The organism is Azospirillum sp. B510 (assembly GCF_000010725.1).
Lineage (GTDB): Bacteria > Pseudomonadota > Alphaproteobacteria > Azospirillales > Azospirillaceae > Azospirillum > Azospirillum lipoferum_B.
Genome location: NC_013854.1, coordinates 2,560,735 through 2,580,883, shown reverse-complemented (window position 1 = coordinate 2,580,883; position 20,149 = coordinate 2,560,735). Strand labels below are relative to the sequence as shown.

Sequence of the window (20,149 nt, the reverse complement as noted above, 5' to 3'; positions counted from 1 at the left end):
CGCTTCGGGTGGGGGCGGACGAATGAAGATCTGTGTTTTCCTTGGTCCGACGATGGCCGTCGAGGATGCCAGGACGATCCTGTCGGATGCGGTGTATCTGCCTCCGGCCGCCCAGGCCGATATCCTGAGCGCGATGACCATCCACCAGCCGGATGTGATCGCCCTGATCGACGGTGTCTTCGGCCAGTCCCTGTCCGTCTGGCACAAGGAGATCCTGTTCGCGCTCTCCAGGGGCATCGCGGTCTATGGCGCATCGAGCATGGGAGCCCTGAGGGCCGCGGAGTGCCATGGCTTCGGCATGATTCCGATCGGTGAGGTGGCGCGGCAGTATATCGACGGCCGTCTGACCGGAGACGACGAGGTCGCCCTGGCCCATGCCGGTCCCGAAGACGGCTATCTCCCCTTGTCCGAGCCGCTGGTGAATTTGCGTGCCAGCCTGGAGGCGGCGGTGGCCGCCGGAGCGATCGACGGTGATCTGCGCGACCGCGTGGTCACCGCCGCCAAGCGCTGCTATTTCCCTGAACGGACGCGGGATCGGATTTGGGCCGAAGCCGCGCTGACCGATGCGGAGATCGAGCGTCTTGAACGCTTTCTCGACGCGGGCGCGGTCGACCAGAAGCGCCGCGATGCGGAGGCGCTGCTCAACCACCTCGCCAGTCTGATCACCCCGCCGCGTCCGGCACCCTTCGCCTTCAACGCGTCGCATTATTTCGACGTGCTGTATGAGCGGGACCGCCGGGTGGAGCATGGCGGCAACGCCGTTCCGCTGTCGGATATCGCTCTGCATGCCGCCCTGCATCGACCGGATTTCGCCGAGATCAACAATGCGGCGCTCGGCCGGCTGCTGGCCGGCCAATTGGCCGAAGCCGTCGGCGTCAAGGTGGATGCCGAAGCGGTCACCGCCGAGGCGCGGCGATTCTGCATGGGGCGCGGCATCGAGTCGCCGGAGGCGCTGTTGCGATGGTGCCGCAGCAATGATCTGACGGGAGAGGAGTTCGACGCCCTGATGGCCGAACTCGCCACCGAGCGGGCGATGCGGCACTGGATGATCTCGCGGCGCTTCCTTGCGCGGACGACCAGGCCGGTCCTCAACGAACTGCGCTTGCGTGGGCTCTATGAGGCGATAGCCGAGGAGGCCGCCTTCGTGCAGCGTGTGTCGGAGCTGCATTTCGGCGGCACCGCCCAGCAGTCGCAGGAAACGACCGAGGAGTTGATCCTCGATCATCTCGCCCACACCTCCTGCCGCATCGATGCGCCACCCGATGTCTGGGCTTATGAATATGGGTTCAAGGATATTCTCGATCTGAGGATCGATCTGGTGCGGACGAAGAAGGTGCGCGACCTTGTCCGCCAACTCGCCGCGGAAGCCGAGCAGGCGTTGCAGGCGGTTTCGGACGACCGGGCCGGGTGCGAAGAGGAGATGCAGGCGTGAGCGACGTGACAATCCGGCTGCCGACCCCGCTGCGCGGTTTCGTTGGCGGGCGGGATCAGGTGACGGTGTCCGGTGGTACGGTGCGCGAGGCGCTGTTGGCGCTCACCGCCGGCCAGGATATTTTCCGGGATCGCCTGTTCACGACCGATGGTGAATTGCGGCGTTTCGTGAATGTCTATCTGGGCCGTGACGATGTGCGCAGGCTGGGCGGGCTCGATGCGGCCTTGCCGGGCGGTGCCACCCTGACGCTGATGGTCGCCCTGGCGGGCGGTTGAGGAGCCGTGGCATGAGCTTGAAGGATCGGCGGCTGAGCGAGTTGCGTGCCCGGATCCCGGAGATCGCGGTTTCGGAGGCGCTCGCCATGCAGCGCGGCGGCGCCATTCTCGTCGATGTCCGCGATGACGAGGAAACGGCGGCGGGCGCCCCGGCGGGGGCGCTGCGCGTGCCGCGCGGTTTTCTGGAGCTGCGCATCGAGGACGGCGTGCCCGATCCGGCGAGCCCGCTTCTGCTGATGTGCGCCGGGGGAACGCGGTCCCTGCTGGCGGCGGAAGATCTGTTGCGGATGGGGTATGGCGATGTCCGCTCCGTTCGCGGCGGTTTTTCCGCCTGGAAGGCCGCCGGTCTGCCGGTTGAGGTGCCGCCCCGTCTGGATGCCGGCCAGCGCGAGCGCTACCGCCGTCATCTGACCATGCCGGAGGTCGGGGAAGCCGGACAGCATCGTCTGTTGAACAGCAGCGTCGCCTTGATCGGCGCCGGTGGGTTGGGGTCGCCGATCGCCCTGTATCTCGCCGCCGCCGGCGTCGGGCGTCTGACCCTGATCGATGATGACCGGGTGGAGCGCAGCAACCTGCAACGCCAGATCCTTCATGCCGAAAGCCGGCTTGGCCAGGATAAGGTGGAGAGCGGACGCGCGGCTCTGCTCGATCTCAATCCGACCATCACGGTGGAGACGCGGAAGCTGCGCGTCGAAGCCGCCAATGTGCTCGATCTGCTGGCGGGGCATGATGTGGTGGTCGACGGGTCGGACAATCTGCCCACGCGCTATCTGGTGAACGATGCTTGCCTGCGTCTGCGCATCCCCGTCGTTTACGGGGCGATTTTCCGGTTCGAGGGCCAGGTTTCGGTGTTCGGCGGGGCCGCTCCGGGCGAACGCCCCTGTTACCGCTGCCTGTTTCCGGAACCGCCGCCGTCCGAATATGCGCCGTCCTGTGCCGAGGCGGGGGTGCTGGGGGTTCTGCCCGGCGTCATCGGAACCATCATGGCCGCGGAGACGATCAAGCTTCTGCTCGACCTTGGCGATCCGCTGACCGGGCGTCTGCTGATGTATGACGGCTTGCGCGGCGAGTTCAACGAGCTTGCGGTGCCGGTCGATCCCGCTTGTTCATGCTGCTCCGGCGAGGCGGCCGAGTTGCGGGATCTCGCCGTGATCTGCGGCCCGCAAGGATGATGAGGGCGGCCGGGCAAGTCCCGGCGCGGCCTCAAGCCGCCGTCTTCTGTTCGATCACGCTGCTGACCAGTTTCTTCAGGGCAACGAAATCCACGGGCTTGGTGACCAGTTCGGTCGCCCCGATGTCGAGGGCGCGGCGGCGGTTTTCCGCGTCCCCGTAGGCCGTCACCACGATCACGGGAACCTGTGGCAGGCTGGCCTTCACATGTTCAAGGAACTCGAGCCCGCTCATCCCGGGCATGTTGATATCGCTGAGAACGAGCACCGCTTCGGGTTGGAGGCCTTCTTCCAGGTTGCGCAGCGCCTCTTCCGCCGAGACCGCGAAATGCAGCGCCAGCTCACCCCGGCGCAGTTCCGCACGGAAACGTTGACGAAACAGATCTTCGACATCCGGCTCATCGTCTACAACGAGAATCCCCAATGTCATCTTTTCCGCCGCTCCCCTGAATCGACAGCCACCGCTTTGCGTGGCAGCGAAATCACAAACTCGCTGAACTCGTTTTCGACGCTTGACACGTCAAAACGACCCCTGTGTTGGTGTACCACGATGTCATAACTGAGGGAAAGGCCCAAACCGGTTCCCTCGCCGGCAGGCTTCGTGGTGAAGAAAGGGGTGAATATCTTCTCGATCAAAGCGGGTGGGACACCGGTCCCATTGTCGGTTATTCTAATTTCTACATCGTCGTTACAGCCTCTCGTGGTGACGGTCAGGGTGGGGCGATAGGCGGGGTCGGCGCCGACGATCTGGCGGCGCCGCAGCGCATAGAAAGCATTGGTGAACAAATTGACGAGGACGCGGGAAATATCCTGCGGCACCAAGTCCAGTTCGCCCAGTTCCGGATCAAGCTTGCGCTCAAGCGTGGCGTTGAAACCGGAATCCTGTGTTCTGCTCGCCTGATAGGACAGTACGAGTGCTTCCTCGACCAAGCCATTCAGATCGACCGATTGCCATTCTCCACCGCCGCCGCGCGAATGATCCAGCATGCTCTTGACGATGCGGTCGGCCCGTCGGCCATGCTCGCCGATCTTGCGCAGATTGCTCTGCAAGTCCTTGATGAGGGAATCGACTTCCTCCACCGCGTCGGAGGGAAGCCCGCTCTTGACCGGGTTGAGGAACTCCAAAAGCTCGTCGAAAAGCTCCTCGCTCAGATCCGAGAAATTATTGACGAAATTCAGTGGATTTTTCAGTTCATGGGCAATGCCGGCGGTCAGTTGGCCGAGAGAGGCCATTTTTTCCTGAACGATCAATTGCTGTTGCGTTTCCCGCAATTCCTGCAAGATCGACTCGGCTCGCTCCTTGGCTTCGCGCAGCTCGGTCTCGATCCGCTTCCTGTCCGTGATGTCATATTGGGTGATGACGTAGCCGCCATCGGCCCGAGGGGCGGTCCTGATGTCCAGGATGCGGCCGTTCGGCACTTCCCGCTCGGCGTTGGCGACCCCCTTGACGCGCAGCCTGGCGCTGAGCGCTTCGACCGTCTCCTTCCGGGGGACGTCGCCATAGTCGCCTCGGCTGTGATTGTAATCCAGGGTTGCCGAGACGGGGGTGCCTGGTGGGAACATGCCGGGCGGATAATCCCACAGCCGGAAATATTCGCTGTTCGCGCCCTCCAGGTGCAAATCCTTGTCCAGCATCAACACGCCGTTGGGCATGGCGTCGATGGCGGCCTGAAGCAATTGCCCCTGGCGCGGCAGATCGGCGTTCGCCGGATGGTGTCGCATCCGGGTCAGCATCTCCATGATCGCCGGGCCGTCGACCCAATCCACCGTTTCCAGCAACTGGTCGAACCATTGCAGGCTGGAGTCGGCGCGATATCGCTTCACCCGCCTGGCCTCCAGCCGCAATTCGCCGTTGAGGCAACGGGCATAGGCCTTCTCCTCGGCCTGGAGCGCATCCTCCGGCACGAGGGACAGCACATGGGTCAGGGCGGAGATTTCGCGCGTCGTCGGATAGCCGAGAAGATTGGCCAGCGCGGTGTTGCAGTAGAGCACGCGGCCGCCACGATGGACGATCAGCCCGGGCATCGTCTCGATCAGCGACGCCCTGTAACGGTGGGCGTTCTCCAGCGCCTCTTCGACCGACTGGGGGGGAGGAATCGGCTGCTCGGTAAGCTTGTCCATCCTGTCTGTTCCCGCTCAACCAGCCCGAAGTCACAGCCATCCGTATGCGCCCTCGGTCGGAACCGGGTGCGGCACCACCATGACAGAGGGGGTCAGGGGGCGTCCAGCGGCAGCCGCAGGATCATGCTGGTTCCGCTTCCGACAGTGCTTTCGACATCGACCTCGCCGCCGAGCTTCCCGGTGACCAGATTGAACACGGCATAGAGCCCGAGCCCCATGCTGCCGGTGCCGCGGCGCGTGGTGGTGAAGGGCTGGAACAGCCGCGGCAGGATGGCTGGCGGGATGCCGCGTCCGTTGTCGGAAACGCGCAGTTCCACCCGGTCGTCAGGCAGCATCCGCACCGAAACCGTCACCTTGCCACCGGGGCGGCGGACGAGGGGTGCGAGGTCTTCCGCGGCGTCTTGCGAGCCGATGGCGGCGGTCGTCGGCTCCGTCTCGAAGGCGTGGGCGAAGGCGTTGGTCAACAGCGCCAGAAGCACTTCGGTCAGCGCGCCGGGATAGGTGTCGAGCGCAAGCCCATGCGGACACTCCAGCTCCAGCTGGTGTCTGGATGCCGCCGGCTGCACCTGCACCGCCAGCACGATGTCGGACAGATAGTCGCGCAGGTCGAAACGGCTGCGCGGCGAGCTGGCCTTGCCCTCGGTCACCAGCTTCAGGCTCTGGATCAGGGCCGCGGCGCGTTCGATGTTGGCGACCAGCAAGGTCGACACCTCGCTGGCGGTGGCGACGTAATCCTGGAAATCCCTCTTGCGCAGCTGGCCACCCTTGAAGGTCAGGATGATCGCTTCCGATGCGGTTTGCAGATGGGTGGCGGCGGTCAGCGCGGTGCCGACGGGGGTATTGATCTCGTGCGCGACCGCGGCGATCAGTTGAGCGATCACCGCCATTTTTTCCGCCCGGATCAGGTCGGCCTGCATGCGTTCCAGATCGGCCAGCGCCTGTTCCGCCGAGTCCTTGGCGCTGCGCAGGGCCTCGGCCTGGACCTTTCGTTCGGTGATGTCGTAGAGCCAGACGATGAAGACCGGCTGATCCTCGTAACTGGTGCGGTCGACCGACATCGCCATCCACACCGTGCGCCCGTCCTCGCGCACATAATGGATCTCGTCCGACGCCGACAGGGTCACGGTTTCGGCTTCCCGTTCCGGCAGCCGGTCCTGGACATGGCGGAACAAGGTGGGGGCGCATTGGTGCTGAAGCCTGTCCGCGGGCAAACCGAACAGGTCGGTGCAGCGCTGGTTGCAATAGACCAGCTCTCCGGCTTCGGTGAGGATCGCCACGCCGATCGGGCTGCCGTCCAGAACCCGGCGCATGCGGGCGGCCTGGGCACGCGATGCCGCCTCCGCCGTCCGGGTTTCCTGTAGCGCGTCGCGCAGGCGGCGCATGGCGCGGCAGGCTTCCAGCGTCTTGTGGATGGTGGCTTCCAGGTCGGCGAAGTCGATGGGCTTGATGATGAAGTCGAAGGCGCCACGGTTCATCGCCGCGCGCACGTTGCTCAGGTCGCCATAGGCCGACACCATCACCGCCCGGATGTCCGAATTCACCTGCGGCAGGTGGTCGAGCAGGGTCAGCCCATCCATGCCGGGCATGTTGATGTCGCTCAGAACCATGTCGATGTCGGGCTGGGCGCGCAGGGTCTCCAGCGCCTCCCGCCCATCATGGGCGAACAGGAATTCCAACTCGCCGGCGCGGACGGCGCGGCGGAAACGTTGCAGGAGCAGCGTCTGGACGTCCCGCTCGTCGTCGACAACCAGTATCTTGCCCATCCAGCCTTCCTACCACCCGCCCGCTCGACGGGCGGCCCGTCCTGCCCGATCCATATCGCACATGGTTCCGTGTTCCCCACCATAAGCGCGCATCGTCCGAACGGGAAGGGCCGCGGCATGGAGCGCCCCATCGGTTGTATACCCTTTGTGATGCGGGCGTGGGCCCTACCACAAGCGGGAGAACTCCCGGTCAGCCGGATTGCAAAGCGGCGCGAGGATAACACGGGATCATGGTCCTGCCAGACGATTGTAAGTGTTTCGAGTCCGATCAGTCGTCGCGCTCCGGTGGCATCGCCCCGGCCCCGGCCTCGGCAAGTGGAAGAGTGAACCAGAAGGAGGCGCCATGGCCCGACTCGGGGGGCCCTGCCGTGGACGCATCCTCCACCCCGATCCGGCCGCCCAGACGCTCGACGATCCGCCTTGAGATCGCCAGACCAAGGCCCGTGCCGTCGGAATCCCCCGCCACGGCGGTGGCGGAGCGGTGGAAGCGCTGGAACACCAGTTCGCGCTCCTCCGCCGCCACACCGGGGCCGCTGTCGGTCACCCTCACCCGCAGGACGCCGCCGTCCCGCTGGGCTTCGAGCCGGACGCGGCCGCCGACGGGCGTGAATTTCGCGGCGTTGGACAGCAGGTTGACGATGACCTGGACCACCCGGTCGACATCGCCGCGCACCGGCGGCAGGGTCGCGGGACTATCGACCGACAGGGCGATGTCGCGTTCCAGGAACAGCGGCGCCGTCGCGGCGGCCGCCTCGGCCAGCGCCGGGCCGACGTCGATGATCGCGATCCGCCGGTCCGACGCGCCGGCCTCGATCTCCACGCCGTCCAACCGCGCCCTGTCCAGCAGCTGATTGACCAGACGGGTCAGCCTCTCGCTTTCCTTGATGATGACGGCCAGGAGTTCTTGCCGCCGGTCAGGGGCCAGACCGGGATCGTCATGCAGAACCTCGCCCAGCGCCCGGATCGAGGTCAGCGGCGCCCGCAGTTCATGGGCGACGGTCGGCAGGATTTCATCCTTCAGCCGATCCCGTTCGGTCAGCCGTTCATTGTCGGCGCGCAGGGTGGCGTTGGCGCGTTCCAGCTCGGCGACCCTGCGTTCCAGCGCGCGTTGGTCCGGCTTTTGTCCCGGACCATGCCGGGGGGCGCTCAAAAGGCGCGTTCCCTAGCGGCGAGTTCGACCAGGATGTTGGCGCCGCGGATGGCGTCGTCCAACGTTCTGACGCCCTGGTCGCGCAGCATCTCGATCATCCTCAGGAACACGGCGGCGGTGACCAGACTGTCGCCCAGCGCGGTGTGGCGGTCGACCACCGCGATGCCCAGCCGCTGGGCGATGCCGTCCAGCGTGTGGTCGCCGTCATTGCCCAGCAGCATGCGCGACAGCAGCATGGTGTCGAGCACCGGGCAGTCGAAGGTCACTCCCGCCGCCCGTTCCTTCATCTTCAGGAATTTCAGGTCGAAGGCGGCGTTATGCGCCACCAGCACCGCGCCGGAGACGAAGCTGCGGAACTGGGGCAGCACGGTGTCGATGGTCGGCTTGCCCGCGACCATGGCGTCGGTGATGCCGTGGAAGGGGATCGACTCCGGCGGGATCGGCCGTTTGGGATCGACCAGCATGTTGAAGGTCTCGCCGGTCAGGATGCGTCCGCCGACGATGCGGACCGCGGCGATCTGGACGATCTCGTCGCCGGCGCTGGGCGAGAGGCCGGTGGTTTCCGTATCGAACACCACGTAATGCAGCCGGTCCAACGGCGTTCCGCCCAGCCCGCTGGTCGCCAGCGGTTGGTGCAGCAGTCCGAAATCGAAGAATTCCGGCCGGGCTCCGGTCCGGGCGCGGGGCTGGGCGGTGCGTGGCGACTGGGCCGGCGGCAACGGCACGCGCAGCCGGGCGCGGCCGGCGCCTTGCGGCTGATCCCCTTCTGACTGAGCCTGATGCTGATCCGTGGGCAGCGCTTCGCTCCAGGCCGTGCTGCGGTGATGTTGCAGCACGTCGCCGGCGCTGAGACCGCCCAACCCGTCGGGCAGAGCCTGGTCCAGCCAGCCGTCCAGCGTGGCGCTGGACACCGGCGGGCCGGTCCAGACGAGGTCGAGATAAACCCAGCGGTCGCCGTCCTGCGGGCCGGCGGCGGCCAGATCGAAGACGGTGGCGCCGGTCAGCCTTTGCACCCGCCCGACCAGAAAGGCGAACAGCAGGACCAGGCTGTGGCTGTCGCCATGCAGCCAGTGCGGCAGGCCGGTCAGCGTCACCGTGGCGGTGGACATCGCCCCGACGCGATGGGCGACCAGGGTGATGAGGTTGCTCGAATGGATGTCGCTCATCGGCCAGCTGCCGGTGACGACATCGCGGTAGGCGGCGGTCACCCGCTCAAGCCGCCGCGACAGGCTGTCGCAGGATTCCATCATGGCATATTCGAAGGCGGCGCGGTCGGCGGGGCCGAGGTCGGGGGCGTCATACAGCGTTTCCACCGCCGCCCGCAAATTGGCGATGGGCGCGCGGAATCCCTCCGTCGCCTCGCGCAGCAGGGCGTCGCGCTGGCCGAGCGCCGCCAGTTCGCTGGTGGCGTCGGACAGGGTCAGCACATATCCGGTGATGGTCGGCGGCTCGTCCGACGCCGGGTCGGGATCCTGGAGGATGGCGCTCATCCGGCCTTCCAGCAGGATGCGGCCGTCGGTGGTGGCGCCGACGAACTGGGCGGTGGTGCCGTGTTCATGGTTGAGGTGCCGTCCCTCGCGGACGCGCAGGGAAAGCCGTTCCAGCGTGTGGGCCACCGGCTCCGCCACCACGAAATGCAGAAGCGAGCGGCCGAGCCCCAGCTCGCCGGTCAGATGCAGGATGTCGAGGGCGGTCTGGTTGTAGAGAAGGATCTGATGCCGGGTGTTGCAGACCAGAACGCCCTCATGCAGGTCGCGCAGCACGGCGGCGAGCCGGGTCTTCTGCTCCTCCGCCCTGGCGGTGGACTCGGCGACGGTGCGGGCGATGTCGCGGCGGACCTGGGCCAGCTTGTCCGACAGTTCGTTCACCGCCCGCGCGATCGGCTGAAGGTCGCCATAGCGCGACAGCGGCACCCGGCCGCCGACGGCGCCCTCGGCATTGCCATGGGCGATCAGCCCGGCCTCGCGGCTGAGCGTTTCGGCGGCGCGCAGCAGGTAACGGTCGACCGCCAGCCACAGCCCCCACACCGCGGCGGCGCAGGCCGTGGTCATCAGCACGGCATAAGTCAGCAGCGGATCCGAGGCGTCCGACCCGCGCACCGCCACCGCCAGCCCGACCGCCAGAGCCACCAGACCGGCTCCGGCGGCGCGGAAGGCGAGGGGGATGATGCGCCGGGGCTGGGACCGGGAGAGGGGCCGAGGGAGGGCGCCTGGGGCGGGAACGCTCATGACGCGGCCGGCTCGGCGATGCCGGCCGCAGCCGTCAGGCCCAGATGGCGGCGGACGGTCGCCAGCAGGTCGCGGGTCGAGAAGGGCTTGGTGATGTAGTCGGTGGCCCCCAGCGCCAGCCCCTTCTGCCGTTCGACGTCGCGGCTGCGGGCCGTCAGCATGATGATCGGCAGCGTCTTCCAGGCCGGGTTGGTCCGCAGCGTCTGGCAGACGTCGAAGCCGTCGCGCTTCGGCATCATCGCGTCCAGCAGGATCAGGTCGGGCGTGAATGTCTCCACCGAGCGCAGCGCCTCGTCCCCGTCGCGGGCGATGCGCACGTCGAAGCCGGCGCGCTGCATGAGGACCTGAAGCGACAGGACGATGCTGGGCTCGTCGTCGACAACCAGGATGGTCGGCTTCATGGCGGGGCGTCCTCCGGTGCGCCGGTCTGGTGCCGGCTTCCCAAATTCGTGGCCTGGGCAATGCGTCTGCCGATGCGTCCGTGCCCTGGAATGTCCATGCTACGAGCAAAGAGAAGCGGGGATCAAGCGGCACTCCCGGCTCCCCCGACCAAAGAATGGGGGTATGGGCCGAAAGAAAAAGCCCGGCCGCGACCAAATGTCGCCGCCGGGCTTTCGTTCGGATGACACGATGTCGCAGGGATCGGGACCGGCCCTATGCCGGCGCCGGTCCCGCGGCGGTCAGCGCGTGGTCACGACGACGGGGCTGAGACCCATCTTGGATTTCAATTGCTCCGCTTCGCGCTTGGCCGCGGCCGCATCGGTGAAACCGCCGACGCGCACGGCGCGCCAGGACCGGTTGGAACCGTCCGTCCAATCCACCGTGTAGGCCTGGAAACCGTTGCCCTGCAACCGTTGCAGCAGCGAATCGGCGTTCGCCGTCACCGAGAAGCTGCCGACCTGCACGGTATAGCGTCCGGCCGGCGCCGGGGCCGACGGCGCCGGGGCCGGCGTCGAAGTGGCGGCCTTCGCGGCGGGCTTCGACTCGCCGGTGCCGGAGGCGGCCGGGGGTGTCGTGGCGGGCGGGCGTTTGGCGGTCTCCCGGGCGGCGTCCTTGGGCGGGGCCAGCATCGCTTGCAGCGATCCGGTGTCCGCCGCCGTGCCCGTTGTCGGCTGTTCCGGCTTGGCGGCTTCGGCCTTGGGGGCCTCCGGCTTCTGAACGGCCGCTCCGGCGGAAGCGCCGCTTTCGGGCTGGGCGGTGACGCGCGGCTTGGGTGCCGCGGCGGGGGCGGTTGCCGGCACGGCCGGCGGTTCCGGCATCTTCAGGACCGGCGGCGGGCTTGGCGGCACGGCGGCGACCGGAGGCGGCGGCGCCGGGGGGGCCGTGGACGGTGAGGTTTGAACCGGCTGTGACGCGGCGGTCCCGGAGGTGGTGGCCGGCGACGTGGTGACCGGCGCCGGCAGGCTCCCGGTGGCGGGAGCCGGGGTCGCCGCCTGATTGGCGGGCGCCGAAGCGGAGGGGGCGCGGGTGATGGCCGGCGCCGGCACCATCGGTGCCGCGCTGTTGGCGGCGCCGTTGGAGGCGGTGGTCACCGGGGCGGAGTCACCCGATCCGAAATACACCACGGCGACGGCGATGCCGCCGGCGGCCAGCAGGGCGAGCGCGATCTTGCCAAGCGGCAGGCCGCTTCTCGCCGGCTCCTCCTCCTCATACTCCGCGTCGTCATCCTGCGGGTCCGCCCGCAGATCCTCGTTCAAGGCGCGAAGCAGCTTGGCGATGTCCTCGTTCTCCGGCGGCGGAGTCTCGGGGGATGAGCCGTTGGCCTTCATCTCGTCCTTGGATGTCGGTGTCGTCAGGGAGGGGACCCGCCGGGGCGGTGGCTGGAGCGTCACGATCGACCTGCGCTTGCCCGTCATGCGGGCCGGCTGGATGCGGAAAAGGGGCCTTCCGGTCACCGGGACCGCGGGAAACGGACCGGACGCGGAAAGCCCCTTCTCCTTATCGTATTTCGCCGCCCCATCAAACCGCCATGCGGGTCACATCCGGCCGGCGGGCGGCGCAAGGGAAGGAAGGTCAGCCCTGGGTGGGCTTGGCCGGGTCGCCCGGCTGGGCGGTGGGGTGGGCCGGGGTGGACTGAGCCGCGACGGGCTGGGTCGGCGCCGGGTCGATCGCGGCAGGGGAGGGCTGGGCCGCGGTCTGGGCCGGAGCCTGGGGTGGCGCTTGGGCCGCCTCCTCGTCCTTCAGGCCGGCCTTGAACGCCTTCACGCCCTTGGCGATGTCGCCCATCACACTGGGCAGCTTGCCGGCGCCGAACAGGAGAAGCACGATGACCAGAACGATCAACCAGTGCCAGATGCTGAAACTGCCCATCGATCAATACCTCTGAGATTCGGTCGGAGCGGACGACGTCGCGGCCGCCACCAATGTGAGTGCCTCTTCCGCGCCGCACAAGTGGGCGCGGTCGGAGGGCTGTGACAAAGCCACCGCCTTCAGGCGGCCGGGCCGCTCCGCGCCGGCTCCTCCGGCACCTGATGGCGCATGATCAGGGGGGCCTGGAAGGCGCTGAAGACCAGGGTCAGCGGCATGATGCCGAACACCTTGAAGTTGACCCACATGTCGGTGGAGACATTCCGCCACACCAGCTCGTTCAGCACCGCCAGCAGCAGGAAGAACCAGGCCCAGCGGATGCTCAGCGTGCGCCACCCGTCCTCCGACAGGTTCAGCACCGTGCCCAGCAGGCGCTTCATCACATTGCGCCGCGTCGCGTGGGCGACGAACAGCACGACGGCGAAGAGCAGGTTCACCAGGGTCGGCTTGATCTTGATGAACAGGTCGTCCTGCAACCACAGGGTCAGGCCGCCGAACAGCAGCACGAAGCCGGCGCCGACCACCGGCATGATCGGGATCCGGCGCTCCAGCCGCCAGGACACCGCCAGCGCGATGGTGATGGCGACCATGAAGACCGCGGTGCCGGTCATGATGCCGGCCTGCGAATTGGCGACGAAGAAGGCGGCGAGCGGGCCAGCCTCGATCGCCAGACGTGCGAACTGGTTCATGCTCCCTGACATAGCCCGAACCGGGCGCCCTTGAAAGGGGCGAATGTCGGCATGCGGGACATTCGGGCGCGCAGCGCCGCTTTGGACCTATGGGGGGCTTTTCCAACGCCGCGTGTTTCGCTACCTCTTCCGTCATCCGCCCTTCGGCGGAGGGTAGAGCGGAGGATGAGCGAAGCATGGACGCGGCCGAGGTCAAGGACCTGATCGACGAAACCCACGAGCGCGAGCGGGCCAAGCACAAGGCCCGGCATGGATCCGAGCATGCCCAACATCCCGATGGCGAGGAGGGCGGGATCGGGCTGAAGACCTCGACCGCCATCTACATCTCCGTTCTGGCGGCGGTGCTCGCCATCGTCAGCGTCGCCGGTTCCAACGCCGGCAAGGAGCTGATGGCCAGCGCCATCGAGGCGTCGGACAGCTTCGCCTATTACCAGGCCAAGACCCAGCGCCAGATCAGCCTGCGGGTCGCCGCCGACGAGATCGAGCTGCTGTCGGCCGGCATGCCGCCCGAGGCGCAGGCCAAGGCGGTGCAGCGCTCCGCCGAATACCGCCTGATGGCCGACCGCATGGAGTCCGACGAGGGCAAGAACAGCCGCAAGGATCTGCTGGCCAAGGCCAAGGCGGCGGAGCTGCGGCGCGACCATGCTGCGGCGCAGGATCCCTATTTCGACTTCGCCGAGGGCATGCTCCAGCTCGCCATCGTGCTGGCGTCGGTCTTCGCCATCACCAACAAGGGCTTCATCCTGTGGGTCAGCCGCGGGCTGGCGGCGGCCGGCGTGCTGATGGCGGCGGACGGTTTCACCCTGATCCTGCCGCTGCCCTTCCTCTGAGGACCGCAACCGGGAGCCTGTCGGCGTCAGGCCCCCCTCACACCCGCGCCCGCAGTTCCTCCACCGCCTGGTCCAGCGGCATGTCGATCCGCCTGATCCCGTGCAGCGCCAGGAAGCGCGCCTCGTTCTTCGACAACTCGCCGGGGATCACCGCCCAATGGCTGCCGGAGGAGCGCTTGGCGATCTGCCGGGCGAAGGTGCGCTGGATCTCATGGTCGAAGCGGCAGCCCAGGAACAGGAAATGGCGGCCGGCGCGGCGCTCCTGGACGATGGCGGGGATCGGGGTCTGGATGTCGATCTCCGTCAGGATCTCGACATAGTCGCTGTCGGAGATCAGATAGTTTCCGGCCGGCGTCACCGCGCCAGACGGTTTGTACAGCACGCTGTCCCAGGCGGCCGCCGCCTCCGCCGTCGCCTCGCTGCCGTCGGGGGCGTAGTAGCGCACCCATTCGCCGGTCGATTGCGGGTGCGACACCCCCTGGATCTGGCCCCAGCTCCGGCCGGCGTCGGCGCTCAGCAGGCCGTCCAGTACGGCGTCGTACCAGACATCGACCAACAGCGGCGGAGCCGGGATCGCCGCCAGCAGGGCATGCGCCGGGGTCGGCGGCACCGTCTGCCGGAAGATCTCGTTGAGGAGGATCTCCAGCGTCTTGCGGTGCTTGCGGGTCTCGATGAACTGGGCGACGGCAGTCAGGTTGGCGCGGATGCGGCCGGGGGCGGCGACCTTGGCGTTCAGGCGCTGTACCAGCTCCGCCGAGTTGCGCGGGATCGGGCACTGGTCGGGCGGCAGCAGGTCGAAGGCGCCGGGGCCGAGATAGGGCACCACCTGCCGGGCCGCCAGCGCCGTGGCGATGTCGGCCAATGCCGCGGCGGCGTCCGTCACCGTGACGGAGTCGGACTCGGGTGCGAGTGTGGTGACGGTCATGGGGGCCTCTTCCCTTCGGGGCTTCACAGATAGATCGCGGCGCCGGCGCCGGTGTTGACGCTGGCGTCCTTCAGCGTTTCGACGATGAAGGCGACCTGATCGCGGGTGATCTTGCGGTGCAGCGGCAGGGCCAGCACGCGGTCCGCCGTCTTGGTGCAGACCGGGCAGCTGCCGCGCCCGGCCCGCCGTTCGCCCAGGGCCTCGCCGAGCGCCTCGATGTAATATTGCTGGGTGTGCAGCGGCTGGCCGTAGTCGCTGGCGTCGATGTCGTGGGTGTCCAGATCCTCGATGATCGACCGTCGCCCCGACGCGCTGAAGCGGGTGCCGAGATGGACGCAATAGACCATCGGGTTGACGACCTCGGCCCCCGGCCCGCGATAGGGCGGCTTGATCCCCTCGAAGCTCGCCATCGCCGCGTCGTAATAGGCGATGACCAGGTTGCGGCGGGTCAGGATTTCCGGCAGGCGTTTCAACTGCACCAGGGCGAGCGCCGCGTTCAGGTCGCTCATCCCCGCCTGCCAGGGCAGGGTGCGGGTGATGACCACGGTGTTGCGGTGCGCGGTCTCGCGCCGGCGCATGTAGCGCAGCCGGTGGGCGAGGTCGCGGTCGTCGGTGACGATCATGCCGCCCTCGCCGGCCAGCAGCACGCCGGGTTCGGAGAAATCGAAGACCGCGGCGTCGCCGAAGGTGCCGACCATCCGTCCCTTGTAGGTGGAGCCGATGGCCTCCGTCGAATCCTCCAGCAGGATCAGTCCCTCGGCGTCGGCCAGGGCGCGCAGCTCGTCCCAATGGGCCGGGTGGCCGTTGACGTTGGCGGCCAGGATCGCCTTCGTCTTCGGCGTGACCAGCGCCGCCGCCTTCTCCGGATTGATGGTGTGCTGCCAGTAATCGATGTCGACCAGCACCGGCGTGGCGCCGGACAGCGCCACCGCATGCTGGACCTGATGCCAGCCGAAGGGGCTGCACAGCACCTCGTCCCCCTCGCCGATGCCGGCGCCCTTCAGCATCAGCAGCGTCGCCATCGTGCCGCTGGAGACCGCCACCGCATGCTCGCGCCCGACATAGGCGGCGAAGGCGTCCTCGAACGCCCGCACCATCCGCCCGTCGCTCAAGGAGCCGGAGGACAGCAGCCGGCCCAGCATCTCGACCTCGGCGGCGGACAGGTCGGGGTCGGTCAGGGGGATATAGTCGTCGATCTCCTCCTCATCGGCGGGGGAGGGCTGATGCAGAACCGCGGCGGCCTCGCTCATTCATTCGTCCTCGTCCCGTTGGGCGATCACGACGCCGGTGGCAAGTTCCGGCTTGTCGGTGATGAGCCAGCAGTGGTTGTTGCCGTCGACCAGATGCAGGTCGAAACCCGCCTCCTCCCGGAAGGGATCCTCGGCCATCACCGCGGCCATGGCGCCGGTGACGGTCTTCAGGTCCGGGTTGGCCTCGCGGACAGCGCGGACCACGGCGTCGAGCCCGCCGCCGCCGGCGAACAGCCGGCCGGCGAGCGTGGCGATGCCGTCGATGCGTTCGGGCGACAGGGGCATGGGCGTCACTCCGTTCCGCGTTTCTTCGCTTCGACGGTGATCGGCAGGCGGGTGTCCGCCGGCATTTCCGGCAGGTCGAGCGTCCAGCCATTGGCGACCTTGACCCAGCCGCCCCACAGGCCCGGATGTTCCATCTCGACGATGGGCTCCTCCAGGTCCTTCTTGGCGACGTAGATCGTGTATCGCTCGGACGCCTTGCGGATCATCACCTTCATCGCTGACACTCCATCCTTTTGTTTTGATTGTATTTTTTAGGCGGCGACCAGCCGGGCGTGCAGGGCCGGCAGCTCCGACAGGACGGCGTCCACCTCCGCCGCGGTGGTGTAGCGGCTCAGCGAGAAACGCAGGCTGGCCGAAGCCTGGGCGCCGGTCAGCCCCATGGCGGTCAGCACATGGCTCGGCTCGTTGCCGCCGGAGGAGCAGGCCGCCCCCATCGACACGGCGATGCCGGCGCGGTCCAGCCGCATCAGCAGTTCCTCCGCATCGACCGGATGTCCCCGGCTGTCGGCGAAGCGGATGTTGCTGGTGTTGGGCAGCCGGGGGGCACCGCCGCCATTCACCACCGCGCCGGGCCAGCGGGCGAGGATGCCCTGTTCCAGCCGGTCGCGCAGGAAGGCGGTCAGGTCGGCCTCGTCGAGCCACAGCGATGCCAGCGAGGCTGCGGCGCCGAAGCCGACGATGCCCGGAACATTTTCCGTCCCGCCACGGCGGCGGCGTTCCTGATGGCCGTGGATCAGGGGGTGGAAGGGGGCGCCCTTGCGGAGATAGAGCGCGCCGATGCCCTTCGGTCCATGCATCTTGTGGGCGGACAGCGTCAGGTAATCGGCGATGCCGCAATCGACCGGCACCCGGCCCGCCGCCTGCACCGCGTCGCTGTGGAACAGCGCGCCATGGGCATGGGCGATCGCCGACGCTCCCTCCACCGGCATCAGCACGCCGGTCTCGTTGTTGGCCCACATCATGGAGACCAGGGCGGTGTCCTCCGCCACCTCCGCCGCCAGATCGACCAGCGAGGGCAGGCCGTCGCGGTTCACCGGCAGGATGGAGACGCGCCAGCCGCGCTGGCGCAGATCGTCGAACAGGGCCAGCGTCGCCGGATGCTCCACCGCCGTGGTGACGATATGGTCGCGGCGGTGGTCGGTCTCCTCGATCACGCGCAGGGCGCCCAGGATGGCGGCGTGGGTCGCTTCGGTGGCGCTGCCGGTCATCACCAGATCGGCCGGCTTGGCGCCGATCAAGGCGGCGACCTGGGCCTTGGCCTCGCCCACCGCGCGGCGGGCGGCCATGCCGGCGGAATGCGGGCTGGACGGGTTGGCGAACTCCCCGAACAGAAGCGGCAGCATCGCCTCGCGCACTTCCGCGGCCAGGGCGGTGGTGGCGTTGTTGTCGAGATAGATGGTCATCGCATCACCCCCCAATCACATCATTCCGGGCACGCCGCGCCGCGAGCCGTCGGCCGGGGCGATCTCCTCCTCCAGGCAGCCGACGACGGTGCCGCCGGGGAACTCCACCAGATAGACCGGCAGATTGCCCTCCTCGGTGCGGCCGACGCGGACGATGGTGCCGGGCGTACCCCTGGGCGCCAGCAGCGCGCCGTCCGGCACCTGCGGATGGCTGCCGTCGTTGAACAGATCCTCCCGCACCGTGACCCGCAGGCCCCAGTCATACAGCGGTTCGCGCGGCGGGATGAAACCGGGCTTGGCGGCGGCTTCGACGTCGGACATCGCGAGGCTCCTTATCGGTGGGGGATCAGCTGGTTATTGAGGGTCGTTGCAATGGGCGTCGACCACTCGCAGCTCGCGCGCACGCATGCCGACGACCACCCGTTTCTCATAAAAATCAACGGCATAGATGTAGTACATCTGAAGATAGGTCCCGACGGAGATGACATAGCCGACATCGCCCTCGCGGATCAGGAAATCGCCGACCGGGCGGCCGGGATAGGTCCCGTCATTGCGCACGTCGCGCAGCGCCTTGACCTTGAAGCCCTGCTCCAGCACCGGCGGGCCGACCAGCTCGTTGGCGTCCTCGGCGCTGCGGGCGCGTTCGCGGCGGTAGGGGGCGGCTGTCTGTGTCATGGCCTTGGTGCTCCGTCCATCGAGGGGCCGCTACAGGGGTGGAAGGTCGTTGGCGATCGTGAGGCCGGCGGCGCGCTGGCGGGCGACGGCGCGCACCTCCTCTTCCGGATCGTCGAGCAACGGGCCGAGCTGACCGCAGTCGATCCGCCCGGCGACGGCGAGGCGGACCATCCAGTCGGGATCCGGCACCAGGACATGCAGCTTCGACGTCGGCAGCCGTTGCGCCACCACCAGCCGCACCCGCGGGCTGTCGTCCCAGGCGAGGCTGGGCAGCCAATCCATCGCGAGGCGGCGGGCGACCTCCACCCGCACCTCCGGATCCTCGTCATGCATCATCGCCGGCAGCATGCCGTCGGGAATCCGCCGCACCACGCGCAGCCGCACCGAACAGTCGGCGTCGCGCATCAGCGGGGCGAGGTCGGCATCCTCCAGCCGGCTGGCGACGGCGATCCGCACCTCGCGGTCGGGGTCGTCGCGCAGCTTCAGCAGCAGCCGGCGCGGCAGCCGCCGGGCCAGGACGGAGCGGACCGTCTCGTCCGGGTCGGCCATAAGGCGGGGAAGCTGGAAGATCGGGGCGAAGCGCGCGGCATTCGCCCGCACCTCGAAATAGGGATGGTCGAGATGACCGGCGGCGAGATCCGGGTTCCATTCGAAGAAGCGCTGGATGCGCTTGGCGTAACGGTCCTGGACGCAGGCCTTCAGCGGCAGGCACTGGCCGGGCAGAGTGCCGCCGGGGGGAGGGGCGGCGGCATCCTGGTCGAGCCGGCGGTCCTGATGGGCGCAGGCGGAGCAATCCACCGGTTCACCGCACCAGTCCAGGGCTTCGACGATGTCGTCGCTCATGCGCCGGCCTCCTCGAACTCGTCCTCATGGGCGCGGCGGTCGGCGACGGCGATCAGGCGGGCGGCGCCGAAACGGTCGTCGGGGTCGAAGCTGTGGACCTTGGCGAGCGCCTCGCGTCCGGCCTCGAGATTTCCGGTGCGCAGCAGCAGATAGCCGATGGCGACCAGGGCGAACAGGAACAGGCGGGGCGCCGGCTCCAGCCCGCGGAAATCGGCGGTGGCCGGGGTCACGGCGCGCCAGTCGGTGTGATTGACACCGATGGCGGCCATGGCGTGGCCGAGCATGCGCTCGCCATAGACCAGCGCCTGATCGAGGTTGGCCTTGTAGAAGTGGAATTTGTAATGGCCGAGATCGACGAGGCGATGGCCAGGGGCGATTTCCGCCGCGCGGGCGAGATGGGCGAGGGCCGCCGCGCTGTCGGCATGGCTGGCGGCGGCCAGATGCAGGCAGCGTTCCGCCTCGGGCGGAAGATCCCCGCCGTAATAGCGGCGGGCGAGCCAGTCCTCATCCACCTCGTCCAGCATGGCGCGGTGCTCCTGGGTCAAGCCTTCATCCGACATCTTCCCCCTCTCCACTGCGGGAGAGGGGGGATACCAGGGAGCATTCACATCATGCCGGGACGCAGCAGTCGGCCGGGCAGACGGCGGCGCATTGCGGGCTGTCGAAGTGCCCCTTGCATTCGGTGCATTTGGCCGGGTCGATGACGTAGGTGCCCTTCTTCAGGCTGATGGCGATGTTCGGGCACTCGGCCTCGCAGGCGCCGCAGACGGTGCATTCGGCGGACTTGATCTTGTAGGCCATGGC

General features: G+C 68.0%; 23 protein-coding genes. 4 read left to right on the top strand and 19 right to left on the bottom strand.

Annotated elements, in window-relative coordinates:
* Positions 1–22: 22 nt before the first annotated feature.
* The 3 genes from AZL_RS12075 to moeB are packed head-to-tail and all read left to right on the top strand — an operon-like array spanning position 23 to position 2,879.
* Positions 23–1,432 (top strand): TfuA-like protein, encoded by a 1,410-nt coding sequence (locus AZL_RS12075; protein ID WP_012974835.1) that lies wholly within the window; start codon positions 23–25, stop codon positions 1,430–1,432.
* Positions 1,429–1,707: a MoaD/ThiS family protein gene (locus AZL_RS36585; RefSeq protein ID WP_042443065.1), complete on the top strand. Its 279-nt coding sequence runs from the start codon at positions 1,429–1,431 to the stop codon at positions 1,705–1,707. The genes AZL_RS12075 and AZL_RS36585 overlap by 4 nt, the downstream gene beginning before the upstream one ends.
* An 11-nt stretch (positions 1,708–1,718) precedes the next feature.
* Positions 1,719–2,879 (top strand): molybdopterin-synthase adenylyltransferase MoeB, encoded by a 1,161-nt coding sequence (moeB, locus tag AZL_RS12065; RefSeq protein WP_012974833.1) that lies wholly within the window; start codon positions 1,719–1,721, stop codon positions 2,877–2,879.
* Between the two features lie 31 nt (positions 2,880–2,910).
* Here moeB and AZL_RS12060 read toward each other — a convergent pair whose 3' ends face one another.
* The 9 genes from AZL_RS12060 to AZL_RS12020 form a co-directional block, all read right to left on the bottom strand.
* Positions 2,911–3,306, bottom strand: a complete 396-nt coding sequence (locus tag AZL_RS12060; protein WP_012974832.1) for a response regulator — start codon at positions 3,304–3,306, stop codon at positions 2,911–2,913.
* Complete coding sequence (locus AZL_RS12055; RefSeq protein WP_012974831.1) at positions 3,303–4,997, bottom strand: PAS domain-containing sensor histidine kinase; 1,695 nt, start codon at positions 4,995–4,997, stop codon at positions 3,303–3,305. The genes AZL_RS12060 and AZL_RS12055 overlap by 4 nt, the downstream gene beginning before the upstream one ends.
* Positions 4,998–5,089: 92 nt before the next feature.
* Complete coding sequence (locus AZL_RS12050) at positions 5,090–6,760, bottom strand: response regulator (protein WP_012974830.1); 1,671 nt, start codon at positions 6,758–6,760, stop codon at positions 5,090–5,092.
* Between the two features lie 268 nt (positions 6,761–7,028).
* Positions 7,029–7,910 (bottom strand): sensor histidine kinase, encoded by an 882-nt coding sequence (locus AZL_RS12045; protein ID WP_042443064.1) that lies wholly within the window; start codon positions 7,908–7,910, stop codon positions 7,029–7,031.
* Positions 7,907–10,039: a 3'-5' exonuclease gene (locus AZL_RS12040; RefSeq protein ID WP_247894201.1), complete on the bottom strand. Its 2,133-nt coding sequence runs from the start codon at positions 10,037–10,039 to the stop codon at positions 7,907–7,909. The genes AZL_RS12045 and AZL_RS12040 overlap by 4 nt, the downstream gene beginning before the upstream one ends.
* A 95-nt stretch (positions 10,040–10,134) precedes the next feature.
* Complete coding sequence (locus tag AZL_RS12035) at positions 10,135–10,539, bottom strand: response regulator transcription factor (RefSeq protein WP_012974827.1); 405 nt, start codon at positions 10,537–10,539, stop codon at positions 10,135–10,137.
* A gap of 279 nt (positions 10,540–10,818) precedes the next feature.
* On the bottom strand, positions 10,819–12,033 hold the full coding sequence (locus tag AZL_RS12030) for an SPOR domain-containing protein (protein WP_012974826.1): 1,215 nt from the start codon (positions 12,031–12,033) through the stop codon (positions 10,819–10,821).
* 118 nt (positions 12,034–12,151) lie between these two features.
* A complete protein-coding gene (locus tag AZL_RS12025) occupies positions 12,152–12,448 on the bottom strand; it encodes a twin-arginine translocase TatA/TatE family subunit (RefSeq protein ID WP_012974825.1) in 297 nt (98 codons plus the stop codon).
* A 119-nt stretch (positions 12,449–12,567) separates the two neighbouring features.
* Positions 12,568–13,134 (bottom strand): septation protein A, encoded by a 567-nt coding sequence (locus AZL_RS12020; RefSeq protein ID WP_063828225.1) that lies wholly within the window; start codon positions 13,132–13,134, stop codon positions 12,568–12,570.
* A gap of 176 nt (positions 13,135–13,310) precedes the next feature.
* On the opposite strand from AZL_RS12020, the gene AZL_RS12015 reads away from it, so the two are divergent.
* Positions 13,311–13,964 carry a DUF4337 domain-containing protein gene (locus AZL_RS12015; protein WP_052293663.1) on the top strand — a complete coding sequence of 218 codons (654 nt, stop codon included), beginning with the start codon at positions 13,311–13,313 and terminating at the stop codon, positions 13,962–13,964.
* A 37-nt stretch (positions 13,965–14,001) separates the two neighbouring features.
* On the opposite strand, the gene AZL_RS12010 is transcribed toward AZL_RS12015, so the two are convergent.
* The 10 genes from AZL_RS12010 to AZL_RS11965 are packed head-to-tail and all read right to left on the bottom strand — an operon-like array spanning position 14,002 to position 20,146.
* A complete protein-coding gene (locus AZL_RS12010) occupies positions 14,002–14,889 on the bottom strand; it encodes an SIR2 family protein (protein WP_012974822.1) in 888 nt (295 codons plus the stop codon).
* A gap of 23 nt (positions 14,890–14,912) precedes the next feature.
* On the bottom strand, positions 14,913–16,139 hold the full coding sequence (locus AZL_RS12005; RefSeq protein WP_148219301.1) for a DegT/DnrJ/EryC1/StrS family aminotransferase: 1,227 nt from the start codon (positions 16,137–16,139) through the stop codon (positions 14,913–14,915).
* Positions 16,140–16,424 (bottom strand): hypothetical protein, encoded by a 285-nt coding sequence (locus AZL_RS12000; RefSeq protein WP_012974820.1) that lies wholly within the window; start codon positions 16,422–16,424, stop codon positions 16,140–16,142. It lies immediately after the preceding gene.
* Positions 16,425–16,429: 5 nt separating this feature from the next.
* Positions 16,430–16,639: a putative nitrogen fixation protein NifT gene (nifT, locus tag AZL_RS11995; RefSeq protein ID WP_012974819.1), complete on the bottom strand. Its 210-nt coding sequence runs from the start codon at positions 16,637–16,639 to the stop codon at positions 16,430–16,432.
* Between the two features lie 36 nt (positions 16,640–16,675).
* The gene (locus AZL_RS11990) at positions 16,676–17,827 is read right to left on the bottom strand and encodes a cysteine desulfurase family protein (RefSeq protein WP_012974818.1); all 1,152 of its coding nucleotides are present in this window, start codon (positions 17,825–17,827) and stop codon (positions 16,676–16,678) included.
* 15 nt (positions 17,828–17,842) lie between these two features.
* Positions 17,843–18,148, bottom strand: coding sequence for a nitrogen fixation protein NifZ (locus tag AZL_RS11985; protein WP_012974817.1), 306 nt, complete (start codon positions 18,146–18,148; stop codon positions 17,843–17,845).
* Positions 18,149–18,181: 33 nt separating this feature from the next.
* A complete protein-coding gene (locus tag AZL_RS11980; RefSeq protein ID WP_012974816.1) occupies positions 18,182–18,502 on the bottom strand; it encodes a nitrogen fixation protein NifZ in 321 nt (106 codons plus the stop codon).
* A 30-nt stretch (positions 18,503–18,532) separates the two neighbouring features.
* Entirely contained in the window at positions 18,533–19,345 is an 813-nt protein-coding gene (locus tag AZL_RS11975) for a 4Fe4S-binding leucine-rich repeat protein (protein WP_012974815.1), read from the bottom strand.
* Positions 19,342–19,905, bottom strand: coding sequence for a hypothetical protein (locus tag AZL_RS11970; protein WP_247894200.1), 564 nt, complete (start codon positions 19,903–19,905; stop codon positions 19,342–19,344). The genes AZL_RS11975 and AZL_RS11970 overlap by 4 nt, the downstream gene beginning before the upstream one ends.
* 49 nt (positions 19,906–19,954) lie before the next feature.
* A complete protein-coding gene (locus tag AZL_RS11965) occupies positions 19,955–20,146 on the bottom strand; it encodes a 4Fe-4S dicluster domain-containing protein (protein WP_012974813.1) in 192 nt (63 codons plus the stop codon).
* Positions 20,147–20,149: the final 3 nt, after the last annotated feature.

What these genes read in the sequence shown, in the direction of transcription:
- AZL_RS12050 (WP_012974830.1), bottom strand. Translation starts at nt 6,760, where the DNA reads ATGGGCAAGATACTGGTTGTCGACGACGAGCGGGACGTCCAGACGCTG.
- AZL_RS12015 (WP_052293663.1), top strand. Translation starts at nt 13,311, where the DNA reads ATGGACGCGGCCGAGGTCAAGGACCTGATCGACGAAACCCACGAGCGC.
- AZL_RS12055 (WP_012974831.1), bottom strand. Translation starts at nt 4,997, where the DNA reads ATGGACAAGCTTACCGAGCAGCCGATTCCTCCCCCCCAGTCGGTCGAA.
- AZL_RS12005 (WP_148219301.1), bottom strand. Translation starts at nt 16,139, where the DNA reads ATGAGCGAGGCCGCCGCGGTTCTGCATCAGCCCTCCCCCGCCGATGAG.
- AZL_RS11970 (WP_247894200.1), bottom strand. Translation starts at nt 19,905, where the DNA reads ATGTCGGATGAAGGCTTGACCCAGGAGCACCGCGCCATGCTGGACGAG.
- AZL_RS12075 (WP_012974835.1), top strand. Translation starts at nt 23, where the DNA reads ATGAAGATCTGTGTTTTCCTTGGTCCGACGATGGCCGTCGAGGATGCC.
- AZL_RS12020 (WP_063828225.1), bottom strand. Translation starts at nt 13,134, where the DNA reads ATGAACCAGTTCGCACGTCTGGCGATCGAGGCTGGCCCGCTCGCCGCC.
- nifT (WP_012974819.1), bottom strand. Translation starts at nt 16,639, where the DNA reads ATGAAGGTGATGATCCGCAAGGCGTCCGAGCGATACACGATCTACGTC.
- moeB (WP_012974833.1), top strand. Translation starts at nt 1,719, where the DNA reads ATGAGCTTGAAGGATCGGCGGCTGAGCGAGTTGCGTGCCCGGATCCCG.
- AZL_RS12010 (WP_012974822.1), bottom strand. Translation starts at nt 14,889, where the DNA reads ATGACCGTCACCACACTCGCACCCGAGTCCGACTCCGTCACGGTGACG.
- AZL_RS11990 (WP_012974818.1), bottom strand. Translation starts at nt 17,827, where the DNA reads ATGACCATCTATCTCGACAACAACGCCACCACCGCCCTGGCCGCGGAA.
- AZL_RS11980 (WP_012974816.1), bottom strand. Translation starts at nt 18,502, where the DNA reads ATGACACAGACAGCCGCCCCCTACCGCCGCGAACGCGCCCGCAGCGCC.
- AZL_RS11965 (WP_012974813.1), bottom strand. Translation starts at nt 20,146, where the DNA reads ATGGCCTACAAGATCAAGTCCGCCGAATGCACCGTCTGCGGCGCCTGC.
- AZL_RS12060 (WP_012974832.1), bottom strand. Translation starts at nt 3,306, where the DNA reads ATGACATTGGGGATTCTCGTTGTAGACGATGAGCCGGATGTCGAAGAT.
- AZL_RS11985 (WP_012974817.1), bottom strand. Translation starts at nt 18,148, where the DNA reads ATGTCCGACGTCGAAGCCGCCGCCAAGCCCGGTTTCATCCCGCCGCGC.
- AZL_RS12000 (WP_012974820.1), bottom strand. Translation starts at nt 16,424, where the DNA reads ATGCCCCTGTCGCCCGAACGCATCGACGGCATCGCCACGCTCGCCGGC.
- AZL_RS12025 (WP_012974825.1), bottom strand. Translation starts at nt 12,448, where the DNA reads ATGGGCAGTTTCAGCATCTGGCACTGGTTGATCGTTCTGGTCATCGTG.
- AZL_RS11975 (WP_012974815.1), bottom strand. Translation starts at nt 19,345, where the DNA reads ATGAGCGACGACATCGTCGAAGCCCTGGACTGGTGCGGTGAACCGGTG.
- AZL_RS12035 (WP_012974827.1), bottom strand. Translation starts at nt 10,539, where the DNA reads ATGAAGCCGACCATCCTGGTTGTCGACGACGAGCCCAGCATCGTCCTG.